Source organism: Streptomyces sp. NPDC007863, from assembly GCF_040633895.1.
In the GTDB taxonomy this organism is placed as follows: Bacteria; Actinomycetota; Actinomycetes; order Streptomycetales; family Streptomycetaceae; genus Streptomyces.
In genome coordinates, this window is the sequence record NZ_JBEYEI010000004.1 from 196,138 (window position 1) to 217,804 (window position 21,667).

The 21,667-nt window shown below is 72.5% G+C and carries 21 protein-coding genes; 2 read left to right on the forward strand and 19 right to left on the reverse strand.

Annotation, left to right across the window (positions count from 1 at the left end):
* Nucleotides 1–307 precede the first annotated feature (307 nt).
* The 7 genes from ligA to ABZ621_RS08210 all read right to left on the reverse strand — a co-directional run bounded on the left by ligA (nt 308) and on the right by ABZ621_RS08210 (nt 7,677).
* Complete coding sequence (gene ligA, locus ABZ621_RS08180; protein ID WP_360601908.1) at nt 308–2,509, reverse strand: NAD-dependent DNA ligase LigA; 2,202 nt, start codon at nt 2,507–2,509, stop codon at nt 308–310.
* Nucleotides 2,510–2,542: 33 nt separating this feature from the next.
* Nucleotides 2,543–3,541, reverse strand: a complete 999-nt coding sequence (locus tag ABZ621_RS08185; protein WP_360601910.1) for a methionine synthase — start codon at nt 3,539–3,541, stop codon at nt 2,543–2,545.
* Between the two features lie 7 nt (nt 3,542–3,548).
* A complete protein-coding gene (locus ABZ621_RS08190; RefSeq protein WP_360601912.1) occupies nt 3,549–4,238 on the reverse strand; it encodes an SDR family oxidoreductase in 690 nt (229 codons plus the stop codon).
* A gap of 22 nt (nt 4,239–4,260) precedes the next feature.
* A complete protein-coding gene (locus tag ABZ621_RS08195) occupies nt 4,261–4,731 on the reverse strand; it encodes a hypothetical protein (RefSeq protein ID WP_360601914.1) in 471 nt (156 codons plus the stop codon).
* Nucleotides 4,732–4,835: 104 nt separating this feature from the next.
* Nucleotides 4,836–6,629 carry an alpha/beta hydrolase gene (locus ABZ621_RS08200; RefSeq protein ID WP_360601916.1) on the reverse strand — a complete coding sequence of 598 codons (1,794 nt, stop codon included), beginning with the start codon at nt 6,627–6,629 and terminating at the stop codon, nt 4,836–4,838.
* Complete coding sequence (locus ABZ621_RS08205) at nt 6,626–7,054, reverse strand: hypothetical protein (RefSeq protein WP_360601918.1); 429 nt, start codon at nt 7,052–7,054, stop codon at nt 6,626–6,628. Before ABZ621_RS08205 ends, ABZ621_RS08200 begins: the two co-directional genes overlap by 4 nt.
* A gap of 89 nt (nt 7,055–7,143) precedes the next feature.
* A complete protein-coding gene (locus ABZ621_RS08210) occupies nt 7,144–7,677 on the reverse strand; it encodes a TIGR00730 family Rossman fold protein (RefSeq protein WP_360601920.1) in 534 nt (177 codons plus the stop codon).
* Nucleotides 7,678–7,812: 135 nt separating this feature from the next.
* Between ABZ621_RS08210 and ABZ621_RS08215 the strand changes: the two genes are divergently transcribed.
* Nucleotides 7,813–8,400, forward strand: coding sequence for an alpha/beta fold hydrolase (locus tag ABZ621_RS08215; RefSeq protein WP_360601922.1), 588 nt, complete (start codon nt 7,813–7,815; stop codon nt 8,398–8,400).
* Between the two features lie 18 nt (nt 8,401–8,418).
* Here the strand turns inward: ABZ621_RS08215 and mnmA are convergent, their stop codons facing one another.
* On the reverse strand, nt 8,419–9,543 hold the full coding sequence (mnmA, locus tag ABZ621_RS08220) for a tRNA 2-thiouridine(34) synthase MnmA (protein ID WP_360601924.1): 1,125 nt from the start codon (nt 9,541–9,543) through the stop codon (nt 8,419–8,421).
* Between the two features lie 61 nt (nt 9,544–9,604).
* Between mnmA and ABZ621_RS08225 the strand changes: the two genes are divergently transcribed.
* Nucleotides 9,605–10,312 (forward strand): N-acetylmuramoyl-L-alanine amidase, encoded by a 708-nt coding sequence (locus ABZ621_RS08225; protein WP_360601925.1) that lies wholly within the window; start codon nt 9,605–9,607, stop codon nt 10,310–10,312.
* Here ABZ621_RS08225 and ABZ621_RS08230 read toward each other — a convergent pair.
* The 11 genes from ABZ621_RS08230 to ABZ621_RS08280 form a co-directional block, all read right to left on the reverse strand.
* Nucleotides 10,305–11,468, reverse strand: coding sequence for a cysteine desulfurase family protein (locus ABZ621_RS08230; protein WP_360601927.1), 1,164 nt, complete (start codon nt 11,466–11,468; stop codon nt 10,305–10,307). The two genes, ABZ621_RS08225 and ABZ621_RS08230, sit on opposite strands and share 8 nt — an antisense overlap.
* A 70-nt stretch (nt 11,469–11,538) precedes the next feature.
* Nucleotides 11,539–12,402 carry a thioesterase family protein gene (locus ABZ621_RS08235; RefSeq protein ID WP_360601929.1) on the reverse strand — a complete coding sequence of 288 codons (864 nt, stop codon included), beginning with the start codon at nt 12,400–12,402 and terminating at the stop codon, nt 11,539–11,541.
* Nucleotides 12,403–12,425: 23 nt separating this feature from the next.
* Nucleotides 12,426–13,103, reverse strand: coding sequence for a trimeric intracellular cation channel family protein (locus ABZ621_RS08240; protein WP_360601931.1), 678 nt, complete (start codon nt 13,101–13,103; stop codon nt 12,426–12,428).
* A 70-nt stretch (nt 13,104–13,173) separates the two neighbouring features.
* Nucleotides 13,174–14,316 (reverse strand): oligopeptide/dipeptide ABC transporter ATP-binding protein, encoded by a 1,143-nt coding sequence (locus ABZ621_RS08245; protein WP_360601933.1) that lies wholly within the window; start codon nt 14,314–14,316, stop codon nt 13,174–13,176.
* On the reverse strand, nt 14,313–15,305 hold the full coding sequence (locus ABZ621_RS08250) for an ABC transporter ATP-binding protein (protein WP_360601935.1): 993 nt from the start codon (nt 15,303–15,305) through the stop codon (nt 14,313–14,315). The genes ABZ621_RS08245 and ABZ621_RS08250 overlap by 4 nt, the downstream gene beginning before the upstream one ends.
* A 1-nt stretch (nt 15,306) precedes the next feature.
* Entirely contained in the window at nt 15,307–16,266 is a 960-nt protein-coding gene (locus tag ABZ621_RS08255; RefSeq protein ID WP_360601937.1) for an ABC transporter permease, read from the reverse strand.
* Nucleotides 16,266–17,261 (reverse strand): ABC transporter permease, encoded by a 996-nt coding sequence (locus tag ABZ621_RS08260; RefSeq protein ID WP_360601939.1) that lies wholly within the window; start codon nt 17,259–17,261, stop codon nt 16,266–16,268. The genes ABZ621_RS08255 and ABZ621_RS08260 overlap by 1 nt, the downstream gene beginning before the upstream one ends.
* A 92-nt stretch (nt 17,262–17,353) precedes the next feature.
* Nucleotides 17,354–19,021 carry an ABC transporter substrate-binding protein gene (locus tag ABZ621_RS08265; RefSeq protein ID WP_360601941.1) on the reverse strand — a complete coding sequence of 556 codons (1,668 nt, stop codon included), beginning with the start codon at nt 19,019–19,021 and terminating at the stop codon, nt 17,354–17,356.
* A 228-nt stretch (nt 19,022–19,249) separates the two neighbouring features.
* Nucleotides 19,250–20,044 carry an enhanced serine sensitivity protein SseB C-terminal domain-containing protein gene (locus ABZ621_RS08270; RefSeq protein ID WP_360601943.1) on the reverse strand — a complete coding sequence of 265 codons (795 nt, stop codon included), beginning with the start codon at nt 20,042–20,044 and terminating at the stop codon, nt 19,250–19,252.
* Nucleotides 20,045–20,100: 56 nt separating this feature from the next.
* A complete protein-coding gene (locus ABZ621_RS08275; protein WP_360601945.1) occupies nt 20,101–20,841 on the reverse strand; it encodes an enhanced serine sensitivity protein SseB in 741 nt (246 codons plus the stop codon).
* A gap of 100 nt (nt 20,842–20,941) precedes the next feature.
* Nucleotides 20,942–21,604 carry an AAA family ATPase gene (locus ABZ621_RS08280; RefSeq protein WP_360601947.1) on the reverse strand — a complete coding sequence of 221 codons (663 nt, stop codon included), beginning with the start codon at nt 21,602–21,604 and terminating at the stop codon, nt 20,942–20,944.
* Nucleotides 21,605–21,667: the final 63 nt, after the last annotated feature.

Genomic DNA, 21,667 nt, shown 5'->3' on the forward strand with positions numbered 1-21,667 from the left:
ACAGGCGGCGGTGCCGTCGCTGTCCGATGGGCCGCGGCGAGGCGGCCGTGGTGGCGTCCGGCCGCCGCTCGTACGCCCCGCCGGCTTCGGGGCGGGGCGTACGAGCGGGGCCGTTCGTCCTGTCGCACGGCCGCGCGAGCCCTCGCGCGGCGGTGCGGGACGAGACGCACGGTCACCACACTAGGCCGCCGAGGGCGCCGAGGGGCAGCGCTCTCCCTCTCTTGCCCGAATGCGACCTGGCCACCCGTAACGATCTGGTATGCGCCGAACGGGTGAGCTTCTTGGGGCGGGAAGGGGCTTCCGAGGGCTACTCCTCGACCGGCTGTGCGACCTCGCGAGCGGCCTCGGGACCCTGTTCGAGCAGGATCTTGAAGCCTTCCTCGTCCAGAACCGGAACCTTCAGCTGCATCGCCTTGTCGTACTTGGAGCCCGGGTTCTCCCCCACCACGACGAAGCTCGTCTTCTTGGAAACGGAACCGGTGACCTTGGCTCCGCGGCTCTGGAGCGATTCTTTTGCGCCATCCCGGGTGAACTGCTCCAGGGTGCCGGTCACGACGACCGTCAGACCCTCCAGCGGACGCGGCCCCTCGTCCTCCCCGGCGCCCTCGTCCTCCAGGGTGACGCCGGCGGCGCGCCACTTCCGCACGATCTCGCGGTGCCACTCCTCGGCGAACCACTGCTTCACGGCGGCGGCGATGATGCCGCCGACCCCGTCGACCGCGGCCAGCTCCTCCTCGGTGGCCTGCTCGATCCGCTCCAGGGAGCGGAACTCGCGGGCGAGCGCCTCGGCGGCGACGGGGCCGACGTGGCGGATGGAGAGGCCGTTGATGAAGCGGGCGAGCGGGCGGGTCTTGGCGGCCTCGATGTGCGCCAGCATCGCGAGGGCGTTCTTCTTCGGCTCGCCCTTCTGGTTGGCGAAGACGGTGACGATCTTCTCCTCGCCGGTCTTCGGGTCCCGCTTGGGCAGCCCCGAGTCGGCGTCGAGGACGTACGCCTTGACCGGCAGCAGCTGCTCGATGGTGAGGTCGAAGAGGTCGCCCTCGTCGGTCAGCGGCGGCTCGGCGGGCTCCAGGGGCCGGGTGAGGGCGGCGGCGGCCACCGCGCCGAAGTTCTCGATGTCCAGGCACTGGCGGCCGGCGAGGAACTCGACCCGCTCGCGCAGCTGGGCCGGGCAGGTCCGGGCGTTCGGACAGCGGAGGTCGATGTCGCCCTCCTTCATCGGCTTCAGCGCGGTGCCGCACTCGGGGCAGTCGGCCGGCATCACGAACTCCCGCTCGGTGCCGTCCCGCAGGTCGACGACCGGGCCGAGGATCTCCGGGATGACGTCGCCGGCCTTGCGGAGCACCACGGTGTCGCCGATGAGGACGCCCTTGGCCTTCACCACCTCCTGGTTGTGGAGGGTGGCGAACTCGACCTCGGAGCCGGCCACGGTGACCGGCTCGACCTGGGCGTACGGGGTGACGCGGCCGGTGCGGCCGACGCCGACCTTGATGTCGACGAGCCTGGTGTTGACCTCCTCCGGGGCGTACTTCCAGGCGATGGCCCAGCGCGGGGCGCGCGCGGTGGAGCCGAGCCGGCCCTGGAGCGGGATCTCGTCGAGCTTGACGACGACGCCGTCGATCTCGTGGGCGACGGAGTGGCGGTTCTCCCCGTAGTACGCGATGAACTCGCGCACCTCGGGGAGACCGGCGACGACCTTGTTGTGCGTGGAGGTGGGCAGGCCCCACTCGTGCAGGAGCCCGTACGCCTCCGAGAGCCGGGTGATCTCGAAGCCGTCGCGGGCGCCGATGCCGTGCACGACCATGTGGAGCGGGCGGGTGGCGGTGACCTTGGGGTCCTTCTGGCGCAGCGAGCCGGCGGCCGCGTTGCGCGGGTTGGCGAAGGGCTTGTCGCCGGCCTCCACCAGGCGGGCGTTGAGCGCCTCGAAGGCCTCCATCGGGAAGTAGACCTCGCCGCGGACCTCTACGAGCTCTGGGATCCGGTCGCCCTGGAGGCGCTCGGGGATGTCGGCGATCGTCCGCACGTTGGGCGTGATGTCCTCGCCGGCACGGCCGTCGCCGCGGGTGGCGGCGCGGGTGAGCCGGCCGTGCTCGTAGGTGAGGTTGACGGCGAGGCCGTCGACCTTGAGTTCGCACAGGAAGTGGAAGTCGGGGGTGCCGACGTCCCGGGCGACGCGCTCCGCCCAGGTCGCCAGCTCCTCGTCGTCGAAGGCGTTGTCCAGCGAGAGCATGCGCTCGCGGTGCTCGACGGAGGCGAAGTCGGTCTCGTACTGCCCCGCCACCTTCTGGGTCGGCGAGTCGGGCGTGCGCAGCTCCGGGTACTCCTCCTCCAGCGCCTCCAGGGCGCGCAGGAGCGTGTCGAACTCCGCGTCGCTGACGACCGGCTGGTCCTTCACGTAGTACCGGAAGCGGTGCTCCTCGACCTGCTCGGCGAGCTCGGCGTGCTTCTCGCGTGCCTCCGCGGGCACGACCGCCTCTCCGCCGGGCAGGGCCCCCTGTTCGACTGCCACCTTCGTCCGTCCTCCCGTGCCTTCAGAACCCGGTCACTCTGGGTTGTCCGCGAGCGATCTCGCCGCCCGGGCGCAGTGGGCGAGCGCCGCCCGGGCGTACGCGGGCGAGGCGCCCGCGAGCCCGCACGTGGGGGTGACGACCACGGACTCGGCGAGAGTCCCCGGATTCAGCCCCAGCCTGCGCCACAGCGTCCTGACACCCATGACGCTACCTCCCGGGTCGGACAATGCCGTGTCGGTGGACGGCACCACACCGGCGAAGAGCTTCGTGCCGGCCTCGACGGCCTCGCCGATCGGCTCCTCGTCACGTTCGGTGAGCAGGCCGAAGTCGAACGAGACGCCGGCGGCCCCGGCCCGGCGCAGCAGCCCGAAGGGCACGCCGGGGGCGCAGGAGTGGACGGTGACGGGCCCGTCGTGGGCGGCGATCACGTCCCGCAGGGCGGATTCGACGACCTGCCGGTCGACGGCCCGGTGGGTGCGGTAGCCGGAGGCCGTACGGACCTGGCCGAGGAGCACGGCGGTCAGCGAGGGCTCGTCGAGCTGGAGCACGATCCTGGCCCCGGGGACGCGCTTGGCGACGTCGGCGAGGTGCTCGCGCAGGCCCTCGGCGAGGGAGGCGGCGAGGTCGCGGCAGGCACCGGCGTCGCCCAGGGCGGCCTCTCCGCCGCGGAGTTCCAGGGCGGCGGCGAGCGTCCACGGGCCGACGGCCTGGACCTTGAGCGGGCCCTCGTACCCCTGGGTGAACTCCTCCAGGGCGTCGAGGTCCTCGCCGAGCCAGGAGCGGGCGCGGCGGGTGTCGCGGCCGGGCCGGTCGCTGATCCGCCAGCCGCTGGGCTCCACGTGCGCGTACAGGTCGACGAGCATGCCGAGGGTGCGGCCGATCATGTCGGCGCCGGGGCCCCGGGCGGGCAGTTCGGCGAGGAAGGGGAAGTCCTCGAAGGAGCCGGTGACGGTCTTGGCGGCCTCGCGGGCGTCGCCGCCGGGCAGGGACCCGACGCCGGTGGCGGGGCCCCACTGTGCGATGTCGTTCATGGCGCCGCTACCGTCCCGGACGGACCGTCAGGTCGTTGACCTCGGCGTCGCGCGGGAGGTCGAGGGCCATCACGATGGTGGTCGCCACGGACTCGGGGTCGATCCACCGCGCGGGGTCGTACTCCTTGCCCTCCTGCTGGTGCACCTTGGCCTGCATGGGGCTGGCGGTGCGGCCGGGGTAGACGGAGGTGACGCGGACGCCGTTGCCGTGCTCCTCGTGGCGCAGCGAGTCGGCGAGCGCCTTCAGGCCGTGCTTGGAGGCGGCGTACGCGCCCCACTCGGCGTGCGCGTTGAGCCCGGCGCCGGAGTTCACGAAGAGGACGTGCCCCTGGGAGAGGCGGAGCTGCGGCAGGAAGTGCCGGGTCAGCTCGGCGGGGGCGACCAGGTTGACGTTCAGCTGGTGGTGCCAGGCCTTGGGCGTCAGCTCCCCGACCCCGCCGAGGTCGACGACGCCGGCGATGTGCAGCAGCGAGTCGACCCGGTCGGGCAGGCTCTGGTGCGAGAACGCCCAGGAGAGCCGGTCCGGGTCCGCCAGGTCCCCGACGAGCGTCCGGGCGCCGGGGAACTCCGCCGCCAGCTCCTTCGCCCGCCCCGCGTCGCGCGCGTGCAGCACGAGCTCGTCCCCGCGCGCGTGCAGCCGCCGCGCGACGGCCGCGCCGATGCCGGAACCGGCCCCGGTGATCACATGAGTAGCCATGGGGCCATGGTCCCACCTGCGCTCAGGAGGAGGGGGCGGGGGCGGGCGTGGTGCCGGACCAGAAGTCGGAGCGGACGTTGGGGGTGGGGATCTTGCCGTAGGGGTAGGCGGGGCCGTTTGGTTCGGTGGTCGGCTCGGCGACGTCGGACTTCTCGACGCACGGGGTGTCGACCGTGAAGACCGCCTGCCCCTTGTACTTGACGCTCAAGGAAACCTGGAAGCCGTCGGAGGTCTTGGCGAAGATCGCCGGCATCTCCCTGCTGGCATTCACACCGGAGATCTCGTAGCCGCTCTGCTTCCAGTGACGCTCGATGACGCCCAGGAAGTTGCCCCGCCGTTCCTCGGAGATGATCGTCATCACCTTCCGCCGCCGCGTGACCGTACAGCTTCCGCTGGTCCAGGTGTGGTGCGTCCACTGGACCTCGGGTTCGACGGCCTTCAGCGTCCCGTCCAGGATGGCGTCCGCGCGGTCCGCCGCTTCCTGCATGTTCATATTGCTCCTCGCCCGTCCGTTGCCATCCTGACCCGCACACCCCGCGAGCACCGCGCCCGTCATGATCACGGCGGCGGCCACGCGCGTGATCCTCCCCAGTACGTTCATCGGTGCTCCTCTGTCGTGATCGCCTCGGATCGCCCGCCGACGATCAGGGCGATGTTCTCCGCGGACTGCCGGTCGAGATCCGGCGTGAAGTACTGGGAGTGGGCATCGAAGCCGCCGAGCTCCCGGAACATCGCGGGCCCGTCGTCGACCTTGAAGCGGCGGGCGTCGAACGCCTCGCTCGCCGGGTCCTTGCCGAAGTACACGTCGTCATCGCCGATGTCGAAGAGGTCACGGGAGACCAGCACGCCCAGCGGCCCCGACGTCAACCAGCCCATGGCCGCCTCGCCCTTGGTCGGGAGGTGGGTGACCGGGTCGTTGTCGGCGGCGCCGACGAAGACGTGGTCCTTGCCGACCCCGAGTTCCTCGGCCTTCTGCGCGTCCACTCCGGGGCTGCCGAGGAGGATGATGTCGTCCGCGCCCGGGATGCCGCCGGACTGCTGCGCGGCCGTTCCCACAGTGAGCGAACCGTAGGAATGGCCGATCGCCGTCACATGGGGATCCGCGTTCTGATTGGTCGCCGAGAGCCCCGCCATGAACTCGTTGTACGCCGGGGCGCCCCGCTGAGCGTCGCCCCTCGTCATGACGTCCACGTGCTGCGGGGCGTCGTAGCCGAGCCAGATGATCGCGGCGCTGGAGGGGTCCACGTCGCGGGCCCCGACGGCCGTGTCCTGGGCCCGCTTCATCGTGTCGTCGACGAACTCCTGGTTCAGCTTCGTCCCCAGACCGGGCACGTACGCCGAGACGTTCCTCGACGTGTCCGGGTTGCCGTACGCGACGATCGCGCGGCCGTTGCCCTCGTCGCCGATGCCGAGGAGGAACATCGGCGGGTCGCTCGGCGCGTTCAGCTTCTCCTGGATGCCGCGCAGGGCGTCCAGCTTCGTCTTCGCGTCGTCGCCGCCCTCCCGGGCCAGCTCGTCCATGAGGATCGGCAGGTACGTGCGGTTGGCCTCGTCGCGGGCGGTGGCCGGGATGCCGTCGAGGCCGCCGACCAGGTCCGGGGCGACCTCCAGGTACTCCTCGCGCTGCTCGTCCGTCAGGCCGTCCCACCACTTCTTCCGCTCGGCGGGGCTCTTGTCGGTCGGCACGTCCTCGCCGAGGTACATGCCGGCCGTGCCGCGCACGTCCGCGGTGTCCTGGCGGACGTCCTTCAGGGTGGCCTCGGTGACGTCGAGGCCCTTCTCCGCCTTCAGGCCGGAAAGGGTCTTGGCGTACCGGGCGTCGACCTCGCCGGCTGATCGCAGGGCGCGGGCGATGCGGTCGGCGACGGACTGGGCCTTCGCCTGGTTCGGGTTGAGCGGCAGGAACCCCGGGAAGCCGCCGCCTTGGGGGCTTCCGAGCGGCGGTGCCTCCAGCAGGAGACGGGCGCTGCCCCGGACGGTGCCGCCGGGGGCCTGCTTCGCGGTGCCGGCCAGGTCGGTGACCTCGGCGGCCGGGTAGCTCACGGAGCCGTCCTCGTGGACGGTGAGTCCCTGGGCGGAGGCGTCGGCGAGGGCGTTCTTCAACTGCGTCTGCGGCTCGGCGAGGTCGGCGGCGAGGCCGTTGAGCGTCGTCCGGACGAGGCCGCACTCGCTGTGCAAGTAGTGGAAGTTGCGGCTGAGACGCTTGAGCCGGCCGAGGGCCGCCTCTGCCGACTGGCTCTCCTGCGTCTCGCGGAGCTTTGCTGACATGGCCCGATCGACCCGGGTCCGGTCGGCGTCCGAGCGGTTCGACACCTGGTGCCAGGAGTCGCCCGCCTCGGTGAGCTCGGAGGTCTTGAGGTCGCGCAGCTGCTGCCAGGTGAGAGCGGTCATCGCTTCTCCTCCCCGGGCTTGGCGTCGATCGAGGCGAGGGAGCTCTTGACCGAGGCGTCGGTCTCGCCCATCTCCTTCGCGACCGCGAGCAGCGTCCCCTGGAGCGCCTCGCATTCGTCACGTACGGACGCGAGGCGGTCCTCCCACGACCGGCGTACGGCGGTGAGCGCGGCGAGCGCCGAGAGGCCGGCGGCGCCGGACGACACGCCCTCGTGGCCGGGGCCGAGAGCGGAGCGGCTCGTCTCGGTGCTGGTCCGCACGGCGCCCGCCGTGCCGGAGGCGCTGGTCCAGGGGCCGTCGCTGTGCTTGAGGTTGCCTGATCCGGACGCGCCCGGGCCGGCGCCTGGATCCGTGGAGGCGAGGTTCATCCGGGTGCCGTCCTCGACCGTCCCGAACATGTCCTGCCAACGCTGTGAAGGGCTCACGATCCCCCGATCCCCGATGCCTGCCGTATGCGCCCGACGACACTAGCGGAGCTCGCCCACGAGTACGCAATCGCGAAGCGGACTGTTGGTCAGCTCAGCTGTCGCTCCAGGTGCGCCAGTGCCGCCGGGCCGTCCTCGGCGAAGAAGGCGAGGTCGGCGAGGGGGCGCGGGAGGAAGCCCTCGTCCTCCATGCGCCGGAACTGGATCTTGAGGCCGTCGTAGAAGCCGGCGGTGTTGAGGAAGACGACGGGCTTGGCGTGCTTGCCGTGCTTCTTCAGTTCCAGGATCTCGGTGGCCTCGTCGAGGGTGCCGGTGCCGCCGGCCATGACGACGATCGCGTCGGACTTGGCGAGGAGGAGCGCCTTCCGCTCGGCGAGGTCCTTGGTGATGGTCATCTCGTCGGCTCCGGGGCGGGCCTTGGCGGCGAGGAAGTCGACGGAGACGCCGACGAGGCGGCCGCCGGCCTCCTGGACGCCGTCCGCGACGACCTTCATGAGTCCGGTGTCGGAGCCGCCCCAGACGAGGGTGTGGCCGGCCTTGCCGAGGAGGCGGGCGAAGTCGCGGGCGGGTCCGGTGTAGCGCTCGTCGAGGTCGGCGGCGGAGAGGAAGACGCAGATGTTCATGCCGCCACCGTAGGACACGCCTCCGTTCTCCACGGTCGTGTTTTCCTCACGGTCCTGACCTGCGGGTTCCAAGATTCTTCGGGAATTCCCGGGCGGCGGCGATGAGTTCCGGCGCGTCCTTCGGTCTGCCCTGCCATGGACGAGGTGAAGAGGGTCGTGTCACGGGACGGGACGCCGATCGCGTACGCGCGGTACGGGGCGGGGGCCGTGGACCGGCCCGCGGTGGTGCTGGTGAGCGGGGAGCCGGGGACGGGTGCGGACGGGGTGCCGCTCGCCCGGCTGCTGGCCCGGAGCCACCCGGTGTACGTGTACGACCGCCGGGGGCCCGGCGGGAGCGGCTACGCGCTGGAGCGGGAGTTCGAGGACCTGGCGGCGGTCCTGGCGGCGGCGGGCCCCGGCGCGGCGGTGCACGGCACCGGGACGGGCGGCGTGCTCGCGCTCGCGGCCGCGGCGGCGGGCGTGCCGGTGGGGGCCGTCTCGGTCTTCGAGCCGCCGTACGACGGGCGGCGGCCCGTGCCCGAGGTCCACGCGCGCGTGCTGGTGGTCGACGGGGGCGCGAGCCCCGCGCCGGTCCGGCGGGCGGCCCGGGAGCTGTCGGCGCGGCTGCCGCGCGCCCGGCACCGGACGCTGACCGGGCAGACGCACGAGGTGGCGCCCCATGTGCTGGCGCCGGTCCTCATGGACTTCGTGGCGGACGTCGCGCAGTCGGCCGACGTCGCCTGAGCCGGACCGTCCCCGCCGCTACGCGGGGGCGGCGGCCGTGCGCCGTACCGTCGTCGCGATCGTCGCCGAGCCCACGACGCGCGTGCCGGCGTAGAGGACGATGGCCTGGCCCGGGGCGACGCCCCGGACGGGCTCGTCGAAGGTGACCCTCAGCTCGCCGTCCTCCAGGGCCGCGCTCACCTCGGTCTCGCCGCCGTGGGCGCGGAGCTGGGCGGTGTAGCGGCCGGGGCCGTCGGGGGCGGTGCCGCACCAGCGGGGCTTGATCGCGGTGAGGGCGGTGACGTCGAGGGCCTCGGCGGGGCCGACGGTGACCGTGTTGTTCACGGGCGAGATGTCGAGGACGTAGCGGGGCTTGCCGTCGGCGGCCGGGTGGCCGATGCGCAGGCCCTTGCGCTGGCCGATGGTGAAGCCGTACGCGCCCTCGTGGGTGCCGAGCTTCGCGCCGGACTCGTCGACGATGTCGCCCTCCGCCGTGCCCAGGTGGGAGGCGAGGAAGCCCTGGGTGTCGCCGTCGGCGATGAAGCAGATGTCGTGGCTGTCGGGCTTCTTGGCCACCGCGAGGCCGCGCCGCTCCGCCTCCGCGCGGATCTCGTCCTTGGTGGTGAGGGTGTCGCCGAGCGGGAACAGGGCGTGCGCGAGCTGCTTCTCGTCGAGGACACCGAGCACGTACGACTGGTCCTTGGCCATGTCGGAGGCGCGGTGCAGCTCGCGGGTGCCGTCCTCGTTCAGGACGACGGTGGCGTAGTGGCCGGTGCAGACGGCGTCGAAGCCGAGCGCGAGCGCCTTGTCGAGGAGCGCGGCGAACTTGATCTTCTCGTTGCAGCGCAGGCACGGATTGGGCGTGCGGCCCGCCTCGTACTCGGCGACGAAGTCCGCCACGACGTCCTCGCGGAAGCGTTCGGCGAGGTCCCACACGTAGAAGGGGATGCCGATGACGTCGGCGGCCCGGCGCGCGTCGCGCGAGTCCTCGATGGTGCAGCAGCCGCGGGCTCCGGTGCGGAAGGACTGCGGGTTCGCGGAGAGCGCGAGGTGCACGCCGGTGACGTCGTGGCCGGCCTCGACGGCTCGGGCGGCGGCGACGGCGGAGTCCACTCCGCCGGACATGGCGGCGAGGACGCGAAGGGGGCGCGGAGTCTCAGTCATAGCCCTACCAGGGTACGGGGCGGCGGGAACCGTCCGGCCGTGACCGAGCGTTCCGGTAGGCATGGGGAGCGAGAACGGCGCGAAGAAGGCCGGAAAGAGGCGGGGGGTCCGGCGCCGCACCGTGCTGCTCGGCGGCGGCGTCGCGGTGGCGGGCACGGCGGTCCTGGCGCGCGAGGAGCTGGCGCGGGCCTGGTGGCGGCTGCCGGGGATGGAGAAGCCGCGCACGGACGGGGCGCTCGACCACAAGGCGGCGGAGTGGACGGCCGCGCACCAGGCGAACTGGCGGCGGGCGGACCGGCCGGACGACTACGTGATCGACCGGGTGGTGATCCACGTGGTGCAGGGCTCGTACGCGACGGCGCTGAAGGTCTTCCGCAATCCGCTGCACGGGGCGGCCACGCACTACGTGGTCCGCAAGGACGGGCACGTGGCGCAGATGATCCGGGAGCTCGACGTGGCCTTCCACGCCGGGAACCGGGACATGAACGAGCGGAGCATCGGCATCGAGCACGAGGGCTTCGTGGACCGGCCGCGGGACTTCACGCCGGAGATGTACGCGGGCTCGGCGCGGCTGACGGCGGACATCTGCCGGCGGTACGCCATCCCGGCGGACCGGGAGCACATCATCGGGCACGTCGAGGTCGAGGGCACCGACCACACCGATCCCGGCCCGCACTGGGACTGGGACCGGTATCTGGAGCTGGTGCGGCGGGAGCTCACGAAGTCCTCCGCGACGGAGCCCCGGGCCGGGGCCCGGGTCCCTAGCTGAGGCCGGCGGTCCTGGCGCGTTCCACGGCGGGGCCGATGGCGTCGGCGACGGCCTTCACGTCCTCCTCGGTGGAGGTGTGGCCGAGGGAGAAGCGGAGGGTGCCGCGGGCCAGGTCGGGGTCGGTGCCGGTGGCGAGCAGGACGTGGCTGGGCTGGGCGATGCCGGCGGTGCAGGCGGAGCCGGTGGAGCAGGCGATGCCGGCGGCGTCGAGGAGGAGGAGCAGGGAGTCGCCCTCGCAGCCGGGGAAGGTGAAGTGGGCGTTGGCGGGGAGCCGGTCGGCCGGGTCGCCGCCGAGGAGCGCGTCGGGGACGGCCGTACGGACGGCGGTGACGAGCGCGTCGCGCAGGGCGCCGATCTCGCGGGCGAAGGCCTCCTGCCCCTCGGTGGCGAGGCGGGCGGCGGTGGCGAAGGCGGCGACGGCGGGGACGTCGAGGGTGCCGGAGCGGACGTGCCGCTCCTGTCCGCCGCCGTGCAGCACGGGGACGGGGGTGTGCTCGCGGCCGAGGAGCAGGGCGCCGATGCCGTAGGGGCCGCCGATCTTGTGGCCGGAGACGGTCATGGCGGCGAGCCCGGAGGCGGCGAAGTCGACCGGGAGCTGGCCGACGGCCTGGACGGCGTCGGCGTGCAGCGGGACGCCGAACTCGGCGGCGGTGTCGGCGAGGGCGCGGACCGGCATGACGGTGCCGATCTCGTTGTTGGCCCACATCACGGTGGCGAGGGCGACGGACTCCGGGTCGCGGGCGATCGCCTCGCGCAGCGCCTCGGGGTGGACCCTGCCGTGGGCGTCGACCGGCAGGTACTCGACGTCGGCGCCCTCGTGGCCGGCGAGCCAGTCGACGGCGTCGAGGACGGCGTGGTGCTCGACGGGGCTGGCGAGGACGCGGGTGCGGCGCGGGTCGGCGGCGCGGCGGGACCAGTAGAGGCCCTTCACGGCGAGGTTGTCGGCCTCGGTGCCGCCGGAGGTGAACACCACCTCGCTGGGGCGGGCGCCGAGCGCGGCGGCGAGCGTCTCGCGGCCCTCCTCGACGGTCCGCCGGGCGCGCCGCCCGGCGGCGTGCAGGGAGGAGGCGTTGCCCGTGACGGCGAGCTGGGCGGTCATCGCCTCGATCGCCTCGGGGAGCATGGGCGTGGTCGCGGCGTGGTCGAGGTAAGCCATGGTGGGTCGATTCTACGAGCCCGGGTGCGGGGCTCCCCGCCGCACCGGGCTCGTGGGGCGCCGTACGGGCTCAGCCGCGCGGGGCGCGGGCCAGCTGTCGGGACTGGGCGACGAGGCGGCCGGCGCTGTCCCAGACCTCGGCGTCCTCCTCCAGGAAGCCGCCGGCGAGGTTGCGGGTGGTGATGGAGACCCGCAGCGGGCCGGGGGCGGGGCGGCAGCGGACGTGGGTGGTGAGCTCCACGGTGGGCGTCCAGCCCTTGAGGCCCAGCTCGAAGGAGGTCGGCGGCAGGGCGTCGACGGCGAGGAGCAGGGAGAGCGCGTCGGGCTCGCGGCCGTCGGCGAGGCCGAACCAGGCGCGCATCTCGCCCTTGCCGGAGGGGGCGCCGACGGCCCAGCCGACGCAGGAGGGGTCGAGGCGCAGGTCGAGCCGGTCGGTGATGGCGGAGGAGCCGGGGATCGGCGGGGCCGGGCCGTCGGCGGCGCTGAAGCACCGGTCGATCGGGGCGAGGGCGGGCGGGACCGCGCTGGTGCGGACCTCGTCGGTGAGGGCGTCGAGGTCGCCGTAGGAGGCGAGGACGCGGATCCGCTCGACCTCGGTGCCGTCCTCGGCGTACTGGTAGAGGGAGGCGGTGCCGGTCGAGAGGGTGCGGCCGGTGCGGACGGTCTCGGTGCGGATGACCGCGGGGCCCGGCACCGACGGCGTGAGGTAGTGCGCCGAGATGGTGAACGGGTCGGGGTGCGGCAGGTGGTCGCCGAGGGCGCGGCCGAGCAGGGCGAGGAGGTAGCCGCCGTTGACGGCCTGGATGATCGTCCAGCCGGCCGAGAGCTCGGCGTCGTAGACACCGGGCTCGCGCAGGGCGACGGCGGTGTCCCGGTCGAACTCGCTGGGCGCCGCGGTCTCGGCGGCGGGGCTCGTCTCGGTGCTCGTGCTCATGCGGCCGACGGTACAGCAGGAAACTACTGAGCGGTAGCTTTTTCGGGCTCCTCGCGGGCGGACGAGCGGCGGTTCCAGGCGCGCGGCGCGCGCCAGTGGTAGCGCATCGCGAGCAGCCGCAGGAGGAAGGCGGTGAGCACGGCGGCACCGCTGGTGTAGGCGTTCAGGACCTCGAAGCGGATGCAGAGGACGACCATGGCCGCGCCGACGATCGCGGGCACGGCGTAGAGGTCGCGGTCCCAGCGGAGCAGGGACGGCACCTCGTTGGCGAGGACGTCGCGCAGCACGCCGCCGCCGACGGCCGTGGCGAGGCCGAGCGCCGCGGAGGAGGTGAGGCCGAGCCCGTAGTCGTACGCCTTCGTCGTCCCGGTCACGCAGAAGAGGCCGAGGCCGGCCGCGTCGAAGACGTTCACGGCGGTCTGCGTGCGCTCCACCTCGGGGTGGAGGAAGAAGACGAGCGCGGTGGCGACCAGCGGCATGAGGAAGTAGCCGAGGTCGGTGAAGGCGGCCGGGGGTACGGCTCCGATGATGAGGTCGCGCAGGAGGCCGCCGCCGAGCGCGGTGACCTCGGCGAGCACGGCCATGCCGAAGACGTCGAAGTTCTTCCGGACGCCGAGGAGGGCGCCGGAGATGGCGAAGACGAAGATGCCGATGAGGTCGAGCGTGTGTTGGACCGACGGGCTGAACAGATCGTGGAGCACCGAGCAATTGTGCCGTGCGTACGGAAAGGGCCCGGCCGCACCACGGCGACCGGGCCCTCTCCGGGTCGGGCTACTTCTGCCCGGAAGCCGCCTCGGGCTCCTCCGAGGCCGCCGCGGCCTCCTCGGAGGCCTGCGCGGGCTCCTCCGGAGCCGGCTCGGGCTCCTTCGTGGACTGGGCCGGGATCGCGGGCGTGGCGGTGGCGGTGGCGCCCGCCATGGGGAGCTCGCCCGACCGGATCTCCTGCGTGAAGTGGCAGGCCACCTTGTGGCCGTCGCCCGCGTCGGTGAGCTCCGGGCGCTCCTGGGAGCACTTCGGCTGGGCCCACGGGCAGCGGGTGTGGAAGCGGCAGCCGGCCGGCGGGTTCGCCGGGGAGGGCAGGTCGCCGGTGAGGAGGATCCGCTCGCGCCGCTCCTCGACCTCCGGGTCGGGGACGGGCACGGCCGACATGAGCGCCCGCGTGTACGGGTGCAGCGGCTCCTCGTACAGCGCGTCGCTCGGCGCCTCCTCGACCAGGGAGCCGAGGTACATCACGCCGATGACGTCCGAGATGTGCCGGACGACGGCGAGGTCGTGGGCGATGACCAGGTAGGTCAGGCCCAGCGACTCCTGGAGCTCTTCGAGCAGGTTGATGACCTGCGCCTGGATGGAGACGTCGAGGGCGGAGACCGGCTCGTCGCAGATGATGAGGTCGGGCTCCAGGACCAGCGCGCGGGCGATGCCGATGCGCTGGCGCTGGCCGCCGGAGAACTCGTGCGGGTAGCGGGAGAGGCTGTTGGCGGGCAGGCCCACCTTGGCGAGGATCTCCCGGATCCTCTCCCGCCGCTCGTCCTGGTTCGCGCCGATCCCGTGCGCGGCCATGCCCTCGCTGAGGATCGACTCGATGTTCTGGCGCGGGTTGAGGCTGCCCAGCGGGTCCTGGAAGACCATCTGGAGCCGGCGGCGGAAGGAGCGCAGCTCCTTCTCCGGCAGCTTCGCCACGTCGGTGCCGTCGAGGACGACGGAGCCGTCGGTGACGTCCACGAGCCGCAGCACGGCCCGCCCGAGGGTGGTCTTGCCGCAGCCGGACTCGCCGACGAGGCCGTACGTCTGGCCCGCCTCGACCTTGAGGGAGATGCCGTCCACGGCGTAGACGTGGCCGACGGTGCGGTCGAAGAGGATGCCCTTCTTGACGGGGAAGTGGACCTTCACGCCGTCGAGTTCGAGCAGGCTCATGCCGGTACCTCCGTCGTGGCGAGGACCGGGTTCGCGCAGCGGGCGCGGTGGCCGGCCGCGCGCGGTTCGGTCAGTTCGGGCGTGCCGGTGAGGCACTCCATCTCGTACCGGTCGCAGCGCGGGGCGAAGGCGCAGCCGTCGGCCCAGGCGATCTGGTCGTTGATGGACCCGCGGATCGGGTGGAGCGGTTCGCCGCGCGGGGCGTCGAGCCGGGGGATGGAGCCGAGCAGGCCGTGGGTGTACGGGTGCGTCGGGTGGGCGAAGAGCTCGCGCCGGGCGGCCGACTCGACGACCTTGCCGGCGTAGAGGACGTTCACCTGGTCGCAGAGGCCGGCGACGACACCCAGGTCGTGGGTGATCATCAGCAGCGCGGTGCCCTCCTGGTCGACCAGTTCCTTGAGGAGTTCGAGGATCTGGGCCTGGATGGTGACGTCGAGCGCCGTGGTCGGCTCGTCGGCGATGAGCAGGCGGGGGGCGCAGGCGACCGCCATGGCGATGAGCGCGCGCTGCCGCATGCCGCCGGAGAGCTGGTGCGGGTACTCCTTGAGGCGCCGGTCCGGGTCGGGGATGCCGACCCGGTCGAGCAGGTGGGCGGCCTCCTTGCGGGCGGCCTCGCCCTTCAGGCCGCGGTGGCGCTGGAGGATCTCGGTGACCTGGACGCCGATGGGGACGACCGGGTTCAGCGAGGACAGCGGGTCCTGGAAGATCATCGCCATCTCGCGGCCGCGCAGGTCGCGCAGTTTCGAGGGGGCGAGCTTCAGCAGGTCGGTGCCGTCGAGGTCGGCGCGGCCGCCGAGGGTGACGCCCTTGGCGGGCAGCAGGCCCATGAGGGCGAGCGAGGTCACGGACTTGCCGCAGCCGGACTCGCCGACGAGGCCGACGACCTGGCCCTGGTCGACGCTGAACGAGACGCCGTTGACCGCCCGGACGTCCTTGCGGCCGCGGCCGCCGAAGGTGACGGTCAGTTCGTCCACGGTGAGCAGTGCCATGTCAGCCTCGCAGCTTCGGGTCGAGGGCTTCGCGCATGGCCTCGCCGAGCAGGGTGAAGCCGAGGGCGGTGATGATGATGCCGACCGCCGGGTACATGGACATCATCGGCTCGTTGTCGAAGAAGCGCTGGGCCGCGGAGAGCATGACGCCCCACTCCGGCACCGCGGGGTCGGGGTTGCCGAGTCCGAGGTAGGAGAGGGCGGCGGCCTCGATGATGGCGGTGGCGAGGCTGAGCGTCGCCTGGACGATCACCGGGCTCAGCGAGTTCGGCAGGATCTGGGTGAAGACGATCCGCCGCTTGCGGATGCCGAGCGAGCGGGCGGCGAGCACGTAGTCGCTGCCGCCCTGGGCGAGCATCGAGCCGCGGAGCAGCCGGGCGAAGACCGGGATCTGCACGACGCCGACGGCGATCATCACGGTGGTGAGCGACTGGCCCATCACGGCGGCGACGGAGACGGCGAGGAGCAGCGAGGGCAGCGCGAGGAGGATGTCGGTGACGCGCATGACGGCGTCGTCGATCCGCCGTCCGGCCTTCCCGCCGAGGGTGGCCGCCGCGCCGGACAGGATGCCGACGAAGGCGCCGATCAGCAGGCCGATGAGCATGGAGACGACGCCGACGAGCAGGGTCTGGCGGGCGCCCACCAGCATCCGGGAGAAGAGGTCGCGGCCGAGGTGGTCGAGGCCGAACCAGTTCTCGGCGCGGGCGCCGACGAACTGGCCCCGGTTGGAGAAGACCTCGCCGCGCCAGGTCTGTTCTGCGGGGCCGTACGGGGCGACCCAGGGGCCGACGATCGCGAGCAGGACGAAGCCGGCGATGATCACGGCGCCGATGATCGCCATCTTGCTGCCCCGCATGCGGCGCATGGCCTCGCGCCAGAGGCTGGCGCCGCTGGCGGTCTCGGTCTTCGCCGTGAGCTGGGCGAGCCGGTCGATCTTGGAAGCAGTGGTGGTGAGACTCATCAGTGCACCCGCACCCTCGGGTCGATGACGCTGTAGGCGAGGTCGACGAGCATGTTGATCACCACGTAGATCATCGCGATGAACAGGATGAAGCCGACCAGCACCGGGTAGTCGCGGGCGTCGATGGCGGTCCGGATGAAGGAGCCGATGCCGCCGAAGGTGAAGACGGACTCGGTGAGCACCGCGCCGGAGAGCAGGCTGCCGGTGAGCAGGCCGACGGCGGTGACGACGGGGAGCATCGCGTTGCGCAGGACGTGCCGGCCGCGGACGACCCGGCGCTCCAGACCCTTGGACTCGGCGGTGCGGATGTAGTCCTCGCCGAGGACCTCCAGGACGCTGGCGCGGGTCATGCGGACGATGACCGCGAGCGGGATGGTGGCGAGGGCGATGCCGGGCAGCACCAGGTGCATCAGGGCGTCCCAGGCGGCGTCGAACTCGCCGGTGAGCACGCCGTCGAGGACGGCGAAGCCGGTGACGCTGGTGGCGTCGATACCGGTGGACTGACGGCCGAAGGTGCCGAAGACGTCGCCGAAGGCGCCCTTGAGGAGCTGCGCCAGGAAGAAGACCGGGATGCAGATGCCGACGAGGGAGCCGGAGACGGAGGCCACGTCGAGCCAGCCGCCGCGCTTGCGGGCGGCGAGGTAGCCGAGCGGGATGCCCACGACGGTGGCGATGAGCATGGCCGCGAGGCTGAGTTCGACGGTGGCGGGGAAGCGCAGCACGAACTCGTCCCAGACGGGCTGTCCGGTCTGCACCGAGGTGCCGAGGTCGAGGTCGAGGAGGCGCTTGAGGAAGCGTCCGTACTGGACGTAGATCGGCTGGTCGAGTCCCAGCGCGCGGTTGATGCGCGCCACGTCGGCCTCGGTCGCCCGCTCGCCCAGGATCGCTGAGGCGGGTCCGCCGGGCAGCCGGTTCAGCCAGATGAAGAGCAGAACCGACAGGCCGAGCAGGGTGGGTATGAGCTGGAGAAGTCGTCGTACGACGAGTCGCAACACCCCGCGTGCCCCTTTCTTGCGTGTGGAGGGTGGATGCGCGGACGCCCGGTCACGGCAGGAGCGCGTGACCGGGCGGAGCGCTTACGGGTGTGTTACTTGAAGGAGACCTCGGCGAAGTTCTCCTGCGTCAGCGGGGAGACCTTCGGCGGGACCACGTTCTTGCCGAACGCGATGGCCGGCGGGGAGGAGGTCAGCGGGACGCCCGGGAGGTACTCCATGATCGTCTCGTTGGCGGCCTTGTAGAGGTCCGTGCGCTTGGTCGGGTCGCCCTGGAGCGAGCCGGCCTTCACCGCGTCGAAGACCTTCTTGTCGTCGAAGCCCCACTGCTTGCCGGGGCCGGCGAACCAGGTGCCGATGAAGTTGTAGCCGTCGTTGAAGTCACCGGTCCAGCCGAAGATGTGGAGGGCGCAGTCGCCGCTCTCCACCGCGTCGACGTAGTCCGGGTTCCACTTCTTCGGCTTCGGGTTGACCTTGATGCCGGCCTTCTCCAGGTCGGCCTTGATCAGCTCGAAGATGTCCTGCGGAGCGGGCATGTACGGGCGGGTGACCTCGGTCGGGTAGCAGAAGTCGATCGACAGGCCGCTCGCGCCGGCGCCGGCGAGGAGCGACTTGGCCTTGGCCGTGTCGAACGGGTACTGCTTCACCTTGTCCGAGTAGCCGGCGATGGTGTGCGGCATGAACTGGGTCGCGACCTTGCCGCCCTCGGGCAGCTGGGTCTTGACGATGTTCTCGCGGTCGACGGCGTGCGCGATGGCCTGGCGGACCTCGGGCTTCTTCAGCGCCGGGTTGGCCCCCTGCGTCATGCCGAGGTAGAGCAGGTTGAAGACGTCACGGGTCGGGACCTGGAAGCCCTCGCCCTCGAGGGTCTTGATGTCGGCGGGCGCGACGAGGTCGTAGCCGTCGATGTCACCGGCCTGGAGCGCCTGGCGGCGGCCCTCCTCGGTGTCGATCGTACGGAAGACCAGGTTCTTCACCTTGGCCTTCTCGCCCCAGTAGTCGTCGAAGCGCTCCAAGGAGACTTCCTTGTTGCCCTTGTTCCACTTCGTGATCTTGTACGGGCCGGTGCCGGCGACCGCGCCGGCCTCCTGGCTGTACTTGGGGTACGTGATGGCGTCGCCGGCCTCGCTGATCTGCTGCTTCCCGTACTCCTGGAGGGCCTTCGGCGAGTGGATCGCGAGGGCGTTCAGGGAGAAGCCGCCGGGCAGGTTGGCGGAGGGCTCGAAGACCTCGATGACGGCGGTGGCGTCGTCCTTGACCGTGCAGGACTTGTAGTTCGCCTTGGGCGTCTCCTTGTCCGCGTTGGCCTTGAAGCCGCCCATGATGGTCTGCCAGTAGTACGAGACCGCGCTCGACTGGTAGGTGCCCTTCCAGTTGAACCAGTAGTCGTAGTTGGCGCAGACCGCCTTCGCGTCGAAGGCCTCGCCGTCGTGGAACTTCACGCCCTTGCGGAGGTTGAAGGTCCAGACGGTGCCCTCGGGGTTGCTCGACCACTTCTCGGCGAGCCCGCCGACGAGCTTGCTGCCTCCGGGCTCGTGCTCCAGGAGCGCCTCGAAGGCCTGGCGGGTGACGCGGAAGGTCTCGCCGTCGCTCGCGAGGGCCGGGTCGAGGGAGGCCGGGTCGCCCGGAGCGCCGAACACGAAGGTGTCCTTGGCTCCGCCCTTGTCCCCCTCCTTCCGCTCGCTCGCACAGCCCGTGGCGATGAGGCCGACCGCGATGGCCGCCGTCAGAGCCCGGGTCGACCGGGAATTGAGTATGCGCATGGGTCCACCCCTGGCTCGCCCTGTTGTGGTCTTGACCGGCCGAACGCTACTGGCGAGTGACGCGGCAGAGAACAGTCCGCATAGCGGTGATACCAACCTGAGACCCGGACACTCACCAAAACGGTCCGATGCCGGACATCGCCGGTCTGAGCGGTCTCAAAGTGGACGCAAAACCCCGCCCTGGCAAGCAATTTCGGCCAGAACGGGGCAGGAGTGGAGCAGAACGCGTCAGCGATGCCGCGCGGGCGGGTAGCCGTATCCCGGACCATGGGATCCCGCATGCTGAGACGGGGCTCCGTGCGCGTCGCGGTCGTAGAAGGGCCGGGCGTGCGCCTTCAGCCAGAGCGCCACCGGGTCGTACGCGTCGGAGAGCGCGACCGTCGAGACGGGCAGCCCCTCGGGCACGGCGCCGATCGACTGGCGCATCATCGCCCGCACCTCGTCGACGGCCGCGGCCGAACCGTCGTACAGGTCGAGGCCGATGACCAGGTACGGAGTCCCGAGCGCGGGCTGCACCCAGCCGCGCCGCAGCGAGCGGACGGCCGGGGTCCGGTGCGCGTTCTGGGTGAGCTGGGCGTAGAACTGCGGGATCTCCAGCGCGGGTTCGGAGACCCGCAGCGGCCCGGCGGGCATCCGGTCGAGGCCGGTGGCGATCCGGCGGAGGTCCGCCCAGGGGATGCCGACGCCGCCGCCGGGGGCGTGCGGGTTGAGCCAGACGCCCCAGCGCTCCGGGTAGAGCGAGCGGGCGATCTCTCGGCCGGTGACCCGCTCGTGGGCGCGGTGCCAGCCGGAGGCGGCGAGCTCGCCGGGCGAGGTGACGCAGGGCGCGTAACCGTGCCCGTCGACCTCCATGTTGCCGTACTGGGCCTCGGCCGAGCCCGGGGAGCCCTGCCAGAGCAGCATGTACAACTCGCCGTCGGCCAGGGCGTGCAGCAGGCCCTCGTACGCGTCGTAGCGTCCGGGCGCCACCTGGCGCAGCATCTGCTCGACCTCTCCGGTCGCGGCGCTGCCTGACGCGCTCACCCTGGGTCCCGCCCCTCTGTCTGTCTCGTACGGCTCGTGTTCGGTGGATCGGTGGATCAGTGGACCGCGCGCTGGTAGAAGGGGCGCACCCGCTCCAGCATCCAGTCTCCGACGGGGTCGGCCGCCATGTCGAGGAGGATCAGGTTCACCGGCCAGGCGACCTCCACGCGGCCGAGGGCGCGGCCCAGCGCGTCCAGCGGGGCGTTGCGGTCGACGCCGTCCCAGCCCAGGAGCTGGACGCCGATGAAGAGGGCCGGTTCGGTGCCCTCGACGCTGGCGAGGGTGCGGCGGGCCGAGGCGACGACTCCGGTGGCCTCGAACTCGGCGGAGGCGGCGGCGAGGAAGTCGACCGGGTCGTCCTGCCAGTCGGGCTCGAAGAGCCGGACCCGGCCGCCGGACGCGGGCCCGTCGAGGGCGGTGCGGCCGACCCGGCAGAGCTCGGCGACGGCGGGCGGGGGCAGCGGGACGCCGACGGTGCCGCCGGGGTTCACCGCGATCCCGAGCTGCGGGGGCAGGCCGCGGGCGAAGTCACGGGCGGGCGCGACGGTGAAGGACATGTGGTCGCCGACGCAGGCGAGGAACTGCTCCTGGGAGCTGAAGACGGGGACGAAGGCGCCGCCGCCGATCTCCATCGTGGCGAGGTCCAGGTCGGGGCTGTCCGGACCGCCGCCGTTGGGCAGCGGGACCCACACCTGACTGCGGCCGAGCACCTCGATGAGCCGGCCTCCGGCCGCGGGCTCCCCGAGCGCGGCGACGAGCGCCTCCTCCAGCTCGTTGCCCGGCCACGTCACGTCCACGGTGGTTCCGTCCCCTTCTCGTACGGCCCTGGTCCCGGCCGTCCCGCAGCACCCTAACGCCGCCCCGCCCCGGCTGTGACCAGAACCCGGCGCGCGGGCCTCACACCGGGGCGCGGAAGCCGATCCGGCGCAGCGCGGCCGCCGCGTCCCGGTCGAGGAGGGTGGCGGAGGCGCAGCCGCGCGGCGGGCGGCCCGCCTCGACGGCGGCGACGAGCCGGCCCACCGCCCTGCGGTGCCGGGCGAAGGCGTACGCGGACACCCCCCGGCCCCGCTCCCGCTGGCCGTCCCTGGCGGTGGCCGGGTCGACGTCGAGGAGGACCAGGTGGAGGGCGCGGCCGCGGCGGGCGGCCGAGCGGGCGAGCCAGCCGCGGACCCAGGACTGGGTGCCGCAGTCGTGGACGACGACCCCGGCGCCGGAGCGCAGGGCCCGGTGGAGCCCGGCGTAGTGCGCGATCCGGACCAGCGGACGGTAGAGCGCGTACGGCAGGAAGGCGGGCATCCGGGCCTCCCAGCGCTCGCGGGCGTCCTGGGAGTCGATGCGGAGGCCCGCGGCGGCCCGCCGCAGCAGGGTGGACTTGCCGCTGCCGGGCAGCCCGGAGACGACCACGACGTCACCGGCGGCGAAGGCGAGGACGCGCGGGCCGCGGCCGCCCCGGTCGCGCAGGTCCCGCACCACGCGCCCGCGCCGCCGGGTCCTGGCGCGGGCCCGCTGGGCCGGTATGGCGGCGTCGCTCGCGAAGACGCCGGTGTGCTGGATCCTCATCGCTGCTCCCCCTGTCGGGCCCCCGGGGGACGTGTCGGGAGACCTACGGAGACCCTTGCCCAC